The organism is Roseomonas aerilata DSM 19363, from assembly GCF_000711725.1.
In the GTDB taxonomy this organism is placed as follows: domain Bacteria; phylum Pseudomonadota; class Alphaproteobacteria; order Acetobacterales; family Acetobacteraceae; genus Roseomonas; species Roseomonas aerilata.
Genome location: NZ_JONP01000039.1, coordinates 15655 through 29459, shown reverse-complemented (window position 1 = coordinate 29459; position 13805 = coordinate 15655). Strand labels below are relative to the sequence as shown.

Below are 13805 nucleotides of genomic sequence, written 5' to 3'. Positions count from 1 at the left end.
TCCTCGCGCAGCGTCACCTGCTCGGTGACCGGCGTCTCCACGATGTAGGAGCGCACCCGCACCCGACCGCGCTCGACATCGCGCTTGCCGATCCGGACCTGCTCCTCGACGATGGGGATCACCTCTTCGCCGCCGGTCCGAGCTGCAGTCGCCGCCGTGGCAGGCATGGAGGTCTGAGAGGTCACCGGCGCCGCCGCTGCCACCGCACCTGTGGCAACCGCACCGGTCGCGGCCATGCCCAGTTCGGGGTTGGAGGGAGAGGTTCCGACCGCACCCGTCGTCGTGCCGACCTGCTGGCCGGTCCAGCCGGACTGCCGCCACTCCTCCTCCTGCGCGTCGAGGTCTACGGCGCCGTTGTGTTCTAGGATGTCCATGGCCTGGTCGAGCTTGCTCTCGTCCACCTGAGCCGAGACCACGTAGTTGCCGCGGCGAATGCCCTCGGCGTAGGCCGTGCGATCCTCATCGGGAACAAAGAGGTCTTTCAGCGAGGCCCAGAAGCCGGTCTCGCCCGAGGACGATGCAGAGGTGGCCGTGCCGCTCGAACTCGTCTCACCGGCGAGCACCTGAACCTGGCCGCTCGCGAGGCCCAGCTGGCTGGAGAGCTGGCTGACCGCCGCGTCCGCGTGGGCCCGGTTGTCGAACATGGCGGTGATGGTGCGCATCATGGTTGGCTTCCTTTCGTGTTGTCAGTCCACTCGACCGCCCCAGCAGGCGCGTTCGCCTGCTCCGGGAGCAGTCGCTCAACCGTGGCTCGTTGCACCCGCCGCTCGACGGGCCGCTCCACGCTCTCCTCGCTGTCGACGAGGCGCAGCCGGATCTCCTCTCGGACGATCAGGCGCCTCACGACCACCAGCTCCTCCTCGACCACGGGGACGATCATCACGTCGCCCTCCTGGCGAGTAGCCGGCACCTCGCTCACCTCACGACCGACGGGCACGCGAACGACCTCAGCGCGCCGGTTGCGCAGGGTCTCGCGCAGGGTTTCCTCCACCGTCTCGGTGGTCAGAGAGACGCGAACCCGGCCGGTCTCGACGCTCCGCTTACCGAAGCGGAGCACCTCCTCGACCAACGGGATGACCTCCTCGGTCCCCCCGTTGGTGAGCAGGCTGTCCGGCGTCTTGCCCGGCGCCGGCACCGGGTCGCCATTCGGCATCCCTGCGCCCCCTTCAGGCGACGCGGGCACTGCGAACCGTCATCAGGTCACGGGTGCCACGACGGGCGCCAAGCACCGAGGCGATCGCACCCAGCAGCATGATCCCGAAGACCGCGAAGGCGGCCTTGGCAGCCCCGGAGGCAGCGGCGTCGGCTGCACTGCGCGCCTTCTCCTCGGCCTGCTGGGCCGCCTGCGTGGCCCGCTGCTCAGCCTGCTGCACCCGCGCCTGGGCATCCTGCGGGCTGAGGTTGTACTCGGCTGCGACGAGCTGGTTCAGGCGGTCACGGTCCTCTGTCGAGAGCTGGCCATCGGTCACCCGCCGGGTCACCAGCGTGCCCATCTCGGCCTTGCGCTGGTCCGAGGTCATGCTGGCCGGAGCCCCGCCGCCGCTGAGGGCGCCCTGAACGCGGTCCACCAAGCCCTGTGCCGCGTTCTGCAGCGTGCCTGTGTCCGTGCGGTTCGCCGCCTGCTGGCCAACGGCAGACACCGCCGAACCAGCCCCGCTGGTGACGCTGCCCACGAGGCTGGAGGCGCCGGATGCGGCGGTGGAGGCAATGCCGGAGACGAGGTTGCCCAGCAGCACCGCCGAGATCAGGAAGGTGGTGCCCCAGACCGCCAGGCCGTGCAGCGTGCCATCGGTGTTGTCGGAGGTGCCCGAAAGCCGGGCCGCGACGTAGCCGCCGACGGCGAGGCCGATCAGGTTGGAGACCAGGAACCAGAGCCCGGCGCCGATGCCGAAGGAGGACGCAGAGGGCGTGCCTCGGGCGGTCGCGTCGACGCTGGTGGCGCCAACCCCGGCACCGAGGGAGTTCAGCATCAGTCCGATCGTGAGTGCGACGACGGCGCCGGCGATCACCGCGCCCCAGGACACGCGTGAGGGCAACGAGGGTGCGCCCTCGGGGAGCACGGCCGCTGCGGTTGTTGCGCCCTCGTAGGGGCCTGGCGTGGTTCGTGTTTGCACAGGAAGAGTTCCTTCAGGTCTTGTTTTCGGCAGTGCCCGGGAACTTGCCTTCGGTACCGGCGGCATCCTTCTCGGGCTTGCCTACGGCCTTCTCAGCTGCGCCCTCGACCTGCGCCTTGGTGCCGCCGGTCAGCTTGCCGATCGCCTCCTTCACGGAGCCCCTCACCCGCTCAGCCGCATCCGGGACTAGGTCCTGGTTCATCCGGCTCGTCCTTTTGGGTGTTCAGGTCACAGCCGCATCTCGCTTGGCCATGGCGCTTGCCCCTCAACCCGAGGACGACCTCAGGGTTCCCCCAGGAAGAACGATGTCATCGGGACGAGCTGGTATCTCTGCACTAGGAGGGCAGAGGAGTTGCACTAACCCTAGGCTGGACTCGGTGACTTTGGTGGGGCGCCGCCCGTAAAGCCGCGCTCGCGGGCCCAGACCACCAGGGCAACCCGGCTGCGCACCCCGGTCCTGCGATAGAGGGCTGTGATGTGGTTACGCACCGTGTTGCGCGAGAGCCCAAGCTTGTTGGCAATGGCTTCGTCAGCCATGCCGCGGCACACCAGGGCCAGCACGTCCCGGCCGCGTGGCGGAAGATCAGACAGTTCAGAGGTTGTGGCACCGTCGGGAACGTCCGGGCGCCGAAGCTTGGCGAGCTTCTCCAGCACCATCCGGCTGAACCAGGCGGTGTCCTGCATGGTCGCCTGGATAGCGGACGCGATCTCGAACTCCGTCCGGCGCAGCTCGGCTACATTCTGCGCCACTAGCAGAACACAGGCCTGCTTCCCGACGTTCACCGCCTTGGCAGACACAATGAGGTCGAGCAGGTCGCCGGTCCGGGTGCGCGACCGGATGGGGAGATCGCGCACACTGCCATCAGCCTCCAGCCGCCGCTCCAGCTCCCGGCCTACTGCCGCGTCGGCCCACAACCCGAGCTCGCCGGCCCCTCTGCCGATGAGTTCCGCCTCCGAGTAGCCGCTCTCCCGGACGAAGGGATCGTTGGCCCGGAGCAGCCGACAGCCGGAACGTAGGAGGAGGATGGTCGGCACTGGCACCAGGCGGAAAGCCACCGCGAAAGCTTCCTCGCTCCGCCGCAGGGCTTCCTCGGTGCGCTTGTGAGGCTCGATGTCGACGAAGGTGAAGAGCATGCAGTCCGCGTTACCGACCTCGATCGGCTGACCGGCAACCACCACCCGCTTCTCGCCCCCACCGGGGAGTTGTAGCACAGCCTCCATCTGCGGAACGGTGCGACCCTGCTGCAGCCGCTCCACCGCAAATTCCCGCCGGGCAGCGCCCTCCAGCACGTCGATCTCATAGGCCGAGCGGCCGAGCACCTGGTCCTCGGCGTAGCCGGTCATTTCGAGGAAGCCGCGGTTGACCTTGATGTGGCGATGGTCCGAGAGCCGCAGGATGACCGCGGGCGCCGGGTTGGCGCTGAAGGCCGCCTCGAAGCGTTCCTCGGCGTCGAAGCGCTCGGTCTCGTCGTTCAGGATCAGCTCAAGGCAGCTCGGAACGCCGGCGGCATCGTTGAGCACCAGGCTGCGGATGCGATGGGTCCAGAGCGTCTCATTCTCCCCCGCTGGCGCGACCTCGACCACCACCTCGTCGAAGGCCTCACCTGCCATTACCCGCTCCATCGGGTAGGCACCCTCCGGCAGACGGTGCCGGTTGCGGTAGCGCAGCTCAAAACGGCGACGGTACTCGGACACGGTGGCGCCCAGCTCGGCCACCTCATGCACACCGTGCATCCTGAGAGCCGCCTTGTTGGCCCAGGTGATCGTCTGGTCGGGTGCGATGAGGATGACGCCGTCCTGCAGGGCAGCGAGAATGAGGCGCAGCTGCTGCTGATCGGCGTTGTCCTGCGATGGAAGGTCAGACACTCGCGGTACTCCGGCCAGAGGCGGGACAGGGCTCAACCCGCTGAACGGCGCTCGAGCTCGGCATTGAGGGCTGCACCGATCAGCACGGCGGCACTCGACAGCCAGGCCCATACCATCAGCGCCACCACGGCGCCGAGTGAGCCATACAGGCGGTCGTACCCCCCGGACCGTGCGACATAGAAGGAGAAGGCGGCCGAGCTGAGAATCCAGGCCAGAGCCGCGAGGGTGCCGCCCCAGCTCACCAACTGCCACCGTGGGCAGTTGCGGCTGGGTCCGTGCCGATAGGTCAGAGCCAAGCCAAACGACACGGCGGCAAGAAGGACGGGCCAGCGGCCAAGATGAAGTAGCCCGTCCAGAGTGCCGCCGGCACCTGTCCGATCGGCAAGTGCGGCGGGCACAAGGATGGCGCCGAAGGCCAACAGGATGAAGACGGCGGCGCTAAGCGAGAAGACCAGCGCAACGGCGTACAGGCGGAGCAAGCCTCGGCTCTCCCGCTCGTCATAGGCGACGTTCAGCGCGCCAAAGAGCTGGGCAGAGGTAATGATCGCTCCCAAAAGGGCGGCGGCGATCACCGCGGCCGCGGTCCCCCAGCCAAACCCACCTTCCCTGAAGGCAGCAAGTCGGCCGAGGAGCTCACCAGCCACCTCCGCTGCACCGGCCGGAAGTAAGCCGGAGGCAGTGTCCCGCAGCCCTTGTGTGGCTGCTGCGGGGTCGGCGAACGTGCCACAGAGCCAGATCAGGACGGCCAGTGCCGGAAAAACTGCCAGTAGAGCGTAGAACGCCACAGCCGCCGCCTCGCCCAACAACCTTTTCTCGAAGACCTGAACGGCAGTCTGGTGCAGGACGACCCACCAGCCTTGTGGCGATATGTCGGAGGGAGCAACGACCCCACACGCCTCAGCCGGACGGGCATCCGGAAGGTCGTCCAGCCTGGAGGGTTCTCGGTGGGAATCGGTCAGCATGCCCGTTTAAACGCGCAAGTGACTTACTGCGACCGGTGCTGCATCTGAGATAAACGCATCTGCGCTAATCAGGTCGTGGGCGTTCCGTCACAAGAGCCGGGCCACACTGTCGCCGTGCGCGCCAATCTGGTTATAGCAACTACGATCGCTGCTGCCGGAAGCGCGAACGCGAGCCCGAGCAGCGCCGCACGAAACGTGGTCCGGGATGTCATGGACTGCTTCTCCATGTTGAGTATTCCCCAACCAAGCCTCCTTCATAACGCCGAATGAATGCTCGGGAGGGTTGATCTTCTTCCTGCTTGCGCAGGCTCACCTCGTCGCCTGACACCAGACCTGGAGGCATTCGAAGGTGGCACGAGGTTCGCGCAGCAGGCACAGCATGTCGCGCTCAATCTTCCAGCGCCCAGTGCGAGCCCGGCCCATGTCCGTCAGGACGAGCATGCCATCGCGGCGGTAGTACTCGGTCCAGTGGAAGCCGTCGGTGATGTCGCGGCCGACGACCCGGGCCAAGTACGTGGTGGAGCCGGCGGCGTGACCAAATTCGGCCTCCGACAGCTGGGCCGCTGCAGTGCCTCTGCCACCCCAACTTCCCGCCCTAAAATAAGAAGCCGAAATTGGGGGCGGAGGGTTGTACCGCAGTACTCACGCGGTAGGAGAGGTGATCTGTTCTCGATGCTAATCCGTGCGGCAAGCATCGACGGGCGGGTAAGTGCTGCCGGTTTTTGCCTGTTCAAGCAGACGAAAGCGATAGCTCCGGTCGCCCTCCAACGGAAGGCGCCGGACGCCCCACAGCTCCCCCATGCGGTCTAAGGCAATCCCGGTCGCGAGCCTGGATGGTCCGGGCGGAGTATCGGTAATTCTAAGCATGGGGCAGCCCATAGGCGTTTTGCTTCAGTAGAAGCTAGGGGAAACTAGGCACCCCCTATGCGTAATCCCAAGCTAGGTTGTCTGGATGTCTTCAGTGGCGCTGACGACGGAGTTGCGAAACTTACAGAAATCCGCGGCAAAAATCCTTCCCGCCGGGTCGCTGTTGCAGGGGTGCCGGTCGGGAGTGCCAGGGTACGAAGCTGTTGGTGCGCTGCTGGAAGTCACCCACCATGCCTAACCGCCACACCGAGCGCCTTGCCGGAGCCTCGGTCTTTTCGTCCAGCCAAGCGTTGCGCCGCTGGCGGGCTTAACCCGTCCTCATCAAGGAGGCCCCATTATGGCCCATAACATCCCCAACAAGGCCCTCGTCCTCGTCGCCGACGGCGCCAAAGCAATCCTGTTCCGTAATGCTGGTCAGGGCGGTGAGGTCACCCTCCGGGAGGAGCGGCGCCTGGGCCTCTCGGACTTCAACAATGACGGCCCTTCTGGCTCTCAGGGCACGGAGGCATCTCCGGGCGATACCAATGAAGCCACCTTCGGCAAGAAGCTTGCTCAAACCCTGCAGGCCATGAAGGCGGCCAACGGGTACGAGGACCTCGTCATTGTTGCGGATCCTCAGACACTCGGGGAGCTTCGCAAGGTCATGCACAAGATGGTCGAAAGCAGCATCGTGCACACGATCGCCAAGGACCTGACGAACCACACCACCGCAGAGATCGCGGCCGCTCTCGTGAAGTAGCGCGCATCTACTCTGGAGGGGCCTGACTGCTCCTCCAGTGAGGCATAGAGAGGTGATGGACACGATCGGCGAGAGCGCGACGGCACCCCGGCGAAGAGCGAGACGCGAGTGACGCCCCTTCAGCCTCAGCACTGCAGATCTTTATCCAGATCGAATACCCCGTTCGCGTCCATCCTTCTGCCCCTGGCCCCACATTGGGGCGGAACCGCTCATCGAGGCGGAAGCCAACCCCGTTCAGCTCGTCCGGATACACCGAACACGCCAGGTAACCTTTGGCGCGTTACATTGAAGAAGTCGCCTTGGAGACTGGCCAATGAGCGGGTGGAGCCGAGAACAACGTTTTGATATGAGGGTATTAAGCGCCTTGGCGCTGATGATCCTCGTGGTGTCCGTGCTCATGCTCACGGCTGCCAGTGATATGTTCTGGGGCGCGCTGGGATGAGGTGCTGGCGAGGTTCGGTTGCCACCTCTGCGGTGCCCCAGCAGACATCTTGGAGTTGTCCGGCACCTAGCAACAGCCGGGGCATGGTGGGACCTAGCTGTTGCTCCAGCATGGCGAGGCAGCGTGGCGGCGCTGATGCATGAGGGCGGGGGACAATAAGCCCGAAGCTCTCTCGCCCCCTGCCCTCCACCCCCTTGCGGCCATGTGAAGGGGCAGAGGCTCCGCCTTGTGACAAGCTTAGAACCGCAGCGTAAAGGCTAACGGCTGTGCGGCTGCGGCTCAACGCAGCCGCACAGCCTCTATGTTCCCCCCGGCGACGGGGGTAATGGCATGAAAGGGGTCGCTGCACGGACTGTCCGAAACTGCACGTTAAGCGTCGGGGATCCCCTTGTTTGCCTTCGGCACCTTTTCCAGGAGCGTCCCCACCCGCCTCACCAGGGTGTCGAGCTCGAAGGGCTTGCCAATAACCTCGACGCCCGGCGGCAGCGGGGTTCCGGCATAGCCGGTGATGAACAGCACCGGCAGCCCCGGTTGTCGCTCGCGCGCCACCTCGGCCACCTGCCGCCCGTTCATGCCGTTCGGCAACCCGACGTCGGTGACCAGCAGGTCCGGCCAGGCCGAGGCCAGGACCCGTAGCGCCTCCGGCCCGTCCGCCGCCTCCAGCACCACGTGGCCCATGTCGCGGAGCCGGTCGGCGGCCGGGCGGCGCACACCCTCCTCGTCGTCCACCAGCAGCACCGTAGCCTGCGAGGCGGCATGCGGAGGCGGCGCCTCGTCCCGCGCCTCGGCCTCCGCGGCGATATCGTGCAGCGGCAGCAGCAGCCGCACCGTCGTGCCCGCCCCTGTCGCGCTCTCGATCCGCACCAGCCCGCCAGACTGCCGCACAAAGCCGTAAATCTGGCTCAGTCCGAGCCCCGTCCCCTCGCCCAACGGCTTGGTGGTGAAGAACGGCTCGAAAACGCGCTCCAGCACCTCGAGCGGCATGCCGCTGCCGGTGTCCGCAACAGAGAGCGCCACGTAGCGGCCCGGCTCCGCCTCCTCCCCCCGGAGGTCCGCGGCCGAGAGGCCCACATCCGCCGTGCCGATCGTCAGCCGGCCGCCCTGAGGCATGGCGTCGCGCGCGTTGATGCAGAGGTTCAGCAGCGCGCTCTCCAGTTCGTTCGGGTCGCACAGCACACTGCCCGCGCCATCCCGCAGCCGCAGCTCCACTCCGATCGCAGGGCCCATCGTGCGGCGGATGAGGTCGGCCATGCCTGCGACCAGCCCGTCCGCGTCCACCGCCTTGCGGTCCAGCCGCTGCCGCCGCGCAAAGGCCAACAGGCGCCGCGTCAGCCCTGCCGCCCGGCCGACCGCCGTGCGCGAGGCGTCGAGGTAGCGCCCCGCCTCCGGGGAGCGACCCTCCTCGATGCGCCGTCGCGCCATGTCGAGGCCGCCGGCGACGCCCTGCAGCATGTTGTTGAAGTCGTGCGCGATACCGCCAGTGAGCTGGCCCACCGCCTCCATCTTCTGCGCCTGGCGCAGCGTCTCCTCGGCAGCCGTCAGTTCCGCCGTGCGCGCGGCCACCAGCGCCTCCAACTCCGCGCGGCCGCGGGCCAGCACCTCGCGGGCGCGCACCATGTCCTCGATGTCGGTGCAGGTGCCGAACCAGCGGGCGACCCGGCCCCGCGGGTGCTCCTCGTCCGGGGTGTCGCGCACCGGCACTCCGCGGGCGATGAACCAGCGGTAGGTGCCGTCCGCGCCGCGGAAGCGGCACTCGATGTCGTAGTCCTCGCCGGTCCGCAGGCTGCGCCCCCAGCGCTCCTGCGTGCGCGCCAAATCGTCGGGGTGGATGACTTCCGTCCGGCCCTGGGCCTCAGTCTGCTCGCGGGACAGGCCGGTGTACTCGTACCAGCGCCGGTTGTAGTAGTCGTGGTGCCCGTCAGGGCGAGCGGTCCAGGCGATCTGCGGCGCCGCGTCCACCATGGCGAGCAGGCGCGCCTCGCTCTCGCGCAGCCGCGCTTCGGCCTCCTTGAGATCGGTGACGTCGTGCCCGACGCCGCCGATCCGGCACACGCGGCCCTCCTCGTCCACCAGGGGAAAGTCGGTGTCGCGGAGCCAGCGGACTCCGCCGTCCGACGCTCGCCGGATCCGGTATTCGAAGGTGACGCGCTCGCCCGCGCGCACGCGGGTGATGTTACTGAGGGCGTGGTCCCGGTCCTCCGGGAGGATCAGCTCCAGCCAGGTCGCCAGCGTGTCGCCGCTCAGGGCCCGGTCCACCCTCATGCCATAGATCCGCTCGAAGGCGGGCGTCAGGTACTCCCACTGCAGCGTCTCCGCATCCCTGATCCAGAGCACATCGAGGGAGGCGTCCCCGAACTGCCGGAGCAGCTCCTCGCTCTCGCGCAGCGCCTCCTCGGCCCTGCGTCGCTCGGTGACGTCCTGGCTGATCTTCAGGAAGCCGTGGACTTCGCCCTCCTTGCCGTGCAGTGCGATGACGCTGCCATCGATGAACACCCGTGCCCCGTCCTTACGCAGGTGCCAGCGCCGGTTCGGCGCGGCTCCCTCCCGACGGGCCGTCTCGAACTCATCCTCGTCGACATGCGCCGCCCGGCTTTCCGGCGTGAAGATGATGCTGCTGGACTGCCCGACCGCCTCCTCCGCCGTCCAGCCGAAGACCGCCTCCGCGCCAGGGAACCAGTCGGTGATGCGATACTCGGCGTCACAGACGAAGATCGCGTAGTCGCGTGCGCCCTCGACGACGAGGCGGAACCGCTCCTCGGTCGCCCGTAGCCGGTGAACCTTGTGCAGGCGGTCGATCACCGGGCCGAGGATCGTGGTGTAGGTGCGGAGGAACTGGATCTCATCCTCGCCAAAGTCGCGCGGCTCAGTGGCGTCCACCTGCAGCAATCCATAGGCTTTGCCGCCCGGCAGGAAGATCGGCACGTTCACGAGCGCGACCACGCCGGCGTCCTTCAGGAAGGCGGGAATCTCGAACCGATCCTCCTCGCGGATGTCGCGGGTGATGACGGGTTCGCCGATCTCGATCGAGAAGGTCTCCGAGGAATGCTCGCTCATCTCCAGGCGAAGCCTACCGACGAGGTCCGGCTTCCAGCCGACGCCTGCCCGGAGCAGCAGCGTCCGATTGGCGTGCTCGATCTCGAGGATCTTGGAGCGTTTCGTCCCGAGCGCCTCGCCCACGAGGCGGCAGGCCTCTGTGAGGATCTCGTCGAGATCCTCGCTGCGCAGGGCGAGTTCGCCGAAGTCGGCCAGCGCCTTCTGGCGACTGATCATCTGCCCGAAGTCAGACATAGCGTTCGCCGCCTTCCCGCCCGGGCGTACTCGCCGGCGGGCCCTGATCTCGGCCCATGTGGCGATGCCGCAGCAGCCTCTCGCCGTCGGGCCGGAGCCGGCCCTCGGGATCGACGTGGCGGTAGAGCGTCTGGCGGGTGACGCCGAGTTCGGCGCAAAGCTCACCCACTCCGGTGTCCCGCCGGCCCATCGCGGCCTGAGCGAGCCGCAGCTTGGCCGGCGTCATCTTGTACGGTCGCCCCCCGTGGCGGCCTCGCGCACGCGCGGAAGCCAGGCCAGCCTTGGTCCGCTCGACGATCAGCTCGCGCTCGAACTCGGACAGCGCCGCGAAGACACCGAACATCAGCCTGCCGTTCGGGGTGGTGGTGTCGATGGTCGCCCCCTCGCCGGCGAGGACGCGCAGCCCCACGCCACGCCCGGTCAGATCGTGCGCGAGGGTGACCAGGTGCCGCAGGTCGCGCCCGAGCCGGTCGAGCTTCCAGGCAACCAGGGTGTCGCCGCGACGGAGGCTTTTTAGGCACGCCTCCAGCCCGGGCCGGTCGTCACGCTTGCCCGAGGCGCGATCCTCGTAGAGGCGCACCGGGTCCACCCCGGCGGCGAGCAGGGCGTCACGCTGCAGATCCAGCACCTGACTGCCATCCGTCTTGCTCACGCGCATGTAGCCGATCAGCATGGGAACCTCCGCTCCACAAACGACCGGATGCGTGACAACGGTCGGGCACCGCTTCCCGAAGCGGCCGGTTCGTCACAGAACCCGTCACCAGCGCAAGGCGCCGCAAACGGTCGGAGCACGATTGCGTGACGCTGCCGTCGAGGTCCGACAAAGGAGAAATTCCGGCAATGCAATCTAGTTTAGCAGGCTCCGTTAGCCCAAGGGCTTATGCCCTAGATTGCGGCGCTCTATTTCGGAGTGCCCGGGGCATGGTTCAAATCTGCTCCTTTTGGAGCGACATGCTATGCAGCAGCACACCAATCACCTTGGCCTGTCACATACCGACCGCCCGCCTGAACGGCATCGCCTCGTTCAAAAGCTTCAGAGCATTACGGACCTGACCGCCGGCGAGCGGCAGGCCCTGCTGGACCTGCCCATGGCCGTCCGGAGCTACACCAAGGGCGAGGATCTCGTCCGGGAGGGCGACGTCCCGAGTGAGTGCTGCCTGATCCTGGATGGCTTTGCCTTCCGCTATAAGCTCCTGCCCGATGGGAGGCGGCAAATCCTGTCCTTCCACACGCCGGGCGACCTTCCGGACCTGCAGAGCCTCCACATCCAGACCTTGGACCACTCTGTGGGAGTGATGATGCCGACGATGGCTGCCTTCATCCCGCACAAGAGTATGCGGGACCTGACGGAGCGCTTCCCTGGACTGCTGCATGCCTTCTGGCGCGACACGCTGATCGACGCCGCCATCTTCCGCGAGTGGATGATCGGGCTTGGCAGGCGCGACGCCCACGAGCGTATTGCCCACCTCATCTGCGAGATGCTGCTGCGTTTCAGAGGGGTGGGTCTCGCTCCCGACGACACGTTCAAGATGCCTGTGACCCAGGCTGATGTCGCAGACGCGCTCGGCCTGTCCAACGTCCATGTGAACCGGGTATTGATGGACCTCCGACGGGAGAGGTTGATCACCTGGAGCAATCTCACGATCACCATCCTCAGGTGGGAGGAGTTGCAGAAGCGGGCTCTCTTCGAGGCCAACTACCTGCACCAAGTCTCCAAGGTGGCCGCGTGACCCTCGATCTTGCTCTGGCACCGGTGCGTGTCGGAACAGGCACTGAGGACGAGGAAGGGCGGCTGGTTTTTGCCGGTGACCGTCTGGTTGCGGTGCTCGTGCGACTGGCCGAGGGACACGAAGCTGAGGGACACTGGTTCCTGGAGCACGGCTTTGGCAGACTTGATGTGCCCTTGCCCCCAACCTTCTCCGACTTGCAGGCCGCGGAGCAGTGGATCGCAACCAAGCTGAGTGGCATGGTGGATGGTCACGCCACCACTGTGCCGATCCCAGGTAGGCGCACCCAGCCATCATGATTGCTGCAGCTCAAAGAAATTCGGCAGCATAGGCAGCTTAGTTCAATTTCTTAGGGCAAGGAGAGTGCCAGGCTTCAGAGAAGGCGCACTCATTTCATCAGCAACTGCGTGCCACATGAGGCGGGTCATTCGTTGGTAGGACGGGCATCAGATCGCTGGCCCTCCTCCAAGACATCGAAGTAGCGGGTGACCTCCGTGGGCGTGCTGCTCAGATGGAGGTAGTCCTTGTTGAAGCCTGCCAAGACCTTCAGCCCCTCGATATCCAGCAGGTTCATCATCCTGTGCTCCATCGAGATCAGGTCACGTTGGCGGAACTCCTTCAGCACGCGGTTCACGTGCACCGGGGTCAGGCCAAGCGTGTCGCCTAGCTCCGTCTGTGTCAGCGGCAAGCGGAACACGTTGCCGTCGGTTAGCCCTACCGCTGCGTGTCGCCACATCAGCTCGCAGAGCAGGTAGGCGACGCGCCCCCGCGCATCGCGGCGGCCGAGCGAGACAATGCGCTCACGCAGCATCGCCTCCTCCTGTAGGGAACTCCACCACAGCGCCGCCGAGATACGTGGCCGCGAGCCGAACAGGCCCATAATGCCCTCCCGCGGGATCGGCGCGACACGCACAGGGGTGATCGTCCCGATCGAGTGATCCATCTCCTTGAGGAGGAATACGTGCATGTCACACAAGTCCCCTGGGATGAGGAACGTCATGATCTGCCGCCCGCCATCGGGCATGTTGCGGTAGCGCATGGCCATGCCCTCCTTCAGCAGGAACACCGAGCGCGGCACCATGCCTTCGCCGATGATGTCCACGTTGGCAGGGAAGCGCTCCTCCCGTGCCGCAAGATGGTCCAGGTGCTGCCGGTCTGAATTGGACAAGGGGGCAAAGTGCAGCAGCTTCCTTGTCAGAGGATTATCGCTGGGTGGATGTGTCGTTGGTTTCTGATCGCGGTGCTCAGCGGCGCGGACCATCTAACGTCTCCACCAGCGGGTGCGTTCCCCGGACGGCAAGCCGGACTGCCGCTGCGCCACGATTGTAACGTCGAGCCAGACTGCAGGCCACTGACGTCCTAACTTTTAGCGCGTGGAGGGGATGCCCTGCAGCTGGAGGAGGAGCCCTCAAGGGGCTAGGCGGGGCTTTGGAACAGCGGCGGCGGCAATGCTTCGAGCCACGGCTTGTAGCAGGCCGATCGAGACGATGCTGACCACCACGCTCTCGCTGACCCCAGCAACTTCCTCTTTGACTTCGATGATGTCGTCAATTGCGTCGACCACCTCGCTCTTGAGGAGGATGCCGTTCTCGATCAGGAGAAGGGCAAGGGTCTCCGAGAGCATCAGGGCGGCTTGGCCATGTGGGTCAGGGGTCATTGTCATCGGAGCATATAGCGCCAAGTCGCACCACCAATCGCGAACCTGGATCAGTCTGTCACTCGATTTATTCCGTTCACTTCGCCGTGTCGACCTAGCGGTCCAAAAAGGGCGGCACCGAACTAGGCGCCGCCAGTTTGGTA

Annotated in this window: 14 protein-coding genes; 3 read left to right on the top strand and 11 right to left on the bottom strand. The window is 66.3% G+C overall.

Annotated features, from left to right (window positions below):
• The 7 genes from BO39_RS24805 to BO39_RS24775 all read right to left on the bottom strand — a co-directional run.
• On the bottom strand, positions 1 to 665 hold a 665-nt coding region (locus tag BO39_RS24805), incomplete at its 3' end, for a DUF2382 domain-containing protein (RefSeq protein ID WP_043838696.1).
• Positions 662 to 1153, bottom strand: a complete 492-nt coding sequence (locus tag BO39_RS24800) for a DUF2382 domain-containing protein (protein ID WP_052402589.1) — start codon at positions 1151 to 1153, stop codon at positions 662 to 664. The genes BO39_RS24800 and BO39_RS24805, both read right to left, overlap by 4 nt.
• Before the next feature lie 13 nt (positions 1154 to 1166).
• Entirely contained in the window at positions 1167 to 2114 is a 948-nt protein-coding gene (locus BO39_RS24795; RefSeq protein WP_245615385.1) for a hypothetical protein, read from the bottom strand.
• Positions 2115 to 2127: 13 nt separating this feature from the next.
• Positions 2128 to 2268 (bottom strand): hypothetical protein, encoded by a 141-nt coding sequence (locus BO39_RS24790; protein ID WP_245615383.1) that lies wholly within the window; start codon positions 2266 to 2268, stop codon positions 2128 to 2130.
• Between the two features lie 209 nt (positions 2269 to 2477).
• The gene (locus BO39_RS24785) at positions 2478 to 3980 is read right to left on the bottom strand and encodes a helix-turn-helix transcriptional regulator (protein WP_043838694.1); all 1503 of its coding nucleotides are present in this window, start codon (positions 3978 to 3980) and stop codon (positions 2478 to 2480) included.
• A 32-nt stretch (positions 3981 to 4012) separates the two neighbouring features.
• Positions 4013 to 4783, bottom strand: a complete 771-nt coding sequence (locus BO39_RS24780; RefSeq protein WP_169742827.1) for a YihY/virulence factor BrkB family protein — start codon at positions 4781 to 4783, stop codon at positions 4013 to 4015.
• Between the two features lie 468 nt (positions 4784 to 5251).
• Positions 5252 to 5452, bottom strand: a complete 201-nt coding sequence (locus tag BO39_RS24775; RefSeq protein WP_052402587.1) for a hypothetical protein — start codon at positions 5450 to 5452, stop codon at positions 5252 to 5254.
• Positions 5453 to 6146: 694 nt separating this feature from the next.
• Here BO39_RS24775 and BO39_RS24770 point away from each other — a divergent pair.
• On the top strand, positions 6147 to 6548 hold the full coding sequence (locus BO39_RS24770; RefSeq protein ID WP_043838692.1) for a host attachment family protein: 402 nt from the start codon (positions 6147 to 6149) through the stop codon (positions 6546 to 6548).
• Positions 6549 to 7359: 811 nt separating this feature from the next.
• On the opposite strand, the gene BO39_RS24765 is transcribed toward BO39_RS24770, so the two are convergent.
• Together BO39_RS24765 and BO39_RS24760 are read right to left on the bottom strand one after the other, a co-directional pair.
• Positions 7360 to 10278, bottom strand: coding sequence for a PAS domain S-box protein (locus BO39_RS24765; protein ID WP_052402586.1), 2919 nt, complete (start codon positions 10276 to 10278; stop codon positions 7360 to 7362).
• Positions 10271 to 10951 (bottom strand): recombinase family protein, encoded by a 681-nt coding sequence (locus BO39_RS24760; protein ID WP_084698470.1) that lies wholly within the window; start codon positions 10949 to 10951, stop codon positions 10271 to 10273. Before BO39_RS24760 ends, BO39_RS24765 begins: the two co-directional genes overlap by 8 nt.
• Before the next feature lie 283 nt (positions 10952 to 11234).
• On the opposite strand from BO39_RS24760, the gene BO39_RS24755 reads away from it, so the two are divergent.
• On the top strand, positions 11235 to 12008 hold the full coding sequence (locus BO39_RS24755; protein ID WP_084698469.1) for a Crp/Fnr family transcriptional regulator: 774 nt from the start codon (positions 11235 to 11237) through the stop codon (positions 12006 to 12008).
• Entirely contained in the window at positions 12005 to 12304 is a 300-nt protein-coding gene (locus BO39_RS31580) for a hypothetical protein (protein WP_211257556.1), read from the top strand. The genes BO39_RS24755 and BO39_RS31580 overlap by 4 nt, the downstream gene beginning before the upstream one ends.
• Before the next feature lie 125 nt (positions 12305 to 12429).
• On the opposite strand, the gene BO39_RS24750 is transcribed toward BO39_RS31580, so the two are convergent.
• Positions 12430 to 13266: a Crp/Fnr family transcriptional regulator gene (locus tag BO39_RS24750; RefSeq protein ID WP_084698468.1), complete on the bottom strand. Its 837-nt coding sequence runs from the start codon at positions 13264 to 13266 to the stop codon at positions 12430 to 12432.
• A 147-nt stretch (positions 13267 to 13413) separates the two neighbouring features.
• Entirely contained in the window at positions 13414 to 13629 is a 216-nt protein-coding gene (locus BO39_RS24745; protein ID WP_043838691.1) for a hypothetical protein, read from the bottom strand.
• Positions 13630 to 13805: the final 176 nt, after the last annotated feature.

Excerpts from the sequence above, each read along its gene's own strand:
- BO39_RS24800 (WP_052402589.1), bottom strand. The coding sequence starts at position 1,153 with ATGCCGAATGGCGACCCGGTGCCGGCGCCGGGCAAGACGCCGGACAGC.
- BO39_RS24770 (WP_043838692.1), top strand. The coding sequence starts at position 6,147 with ATGGCCCATAACATCCCCAACAAGGCCCTCGTCCTCGTCGCCGACGGC.
- BO39_RS24765 (WP_052402586.1), bottom strand. The coding sequence starts at position 10,278 with ATGTCTGACTTCGGGCAGATGATCAGTCGCCAGAAGGCGCTGGCCGAC.
- BO39_RS24760 (WP_084698470.1), bottom strand. The coding sequence starts at position 10,951 with ATGCTGATCGGCTACATGCGCGTGAGCAAGACGGATGGCAGTCAGGTG.
- BO39_RS24755 (WP_084698469.1), top strand. The coding sequence starts at position 11,235 with ATGCAGCAGCACACCAATCACCTTGGCCTGTCACATACCGACCGCCCG.
- BO39_RS24750 (WP_084698468.1), bottom strand. The coding sequence starts at position 13,266 with ATGGTCCGCGCCGCTGAGCACCGCGATCAGAAACCAACGACACATCCA.
- BO39_RS24745 (WP_043838691.1), bottom strand. The coding sequence starts at position 13,629 with ATGCTCTCGGAGACCCTTGCCCTTCTCCTGATCGAGAACGGCATCCTC.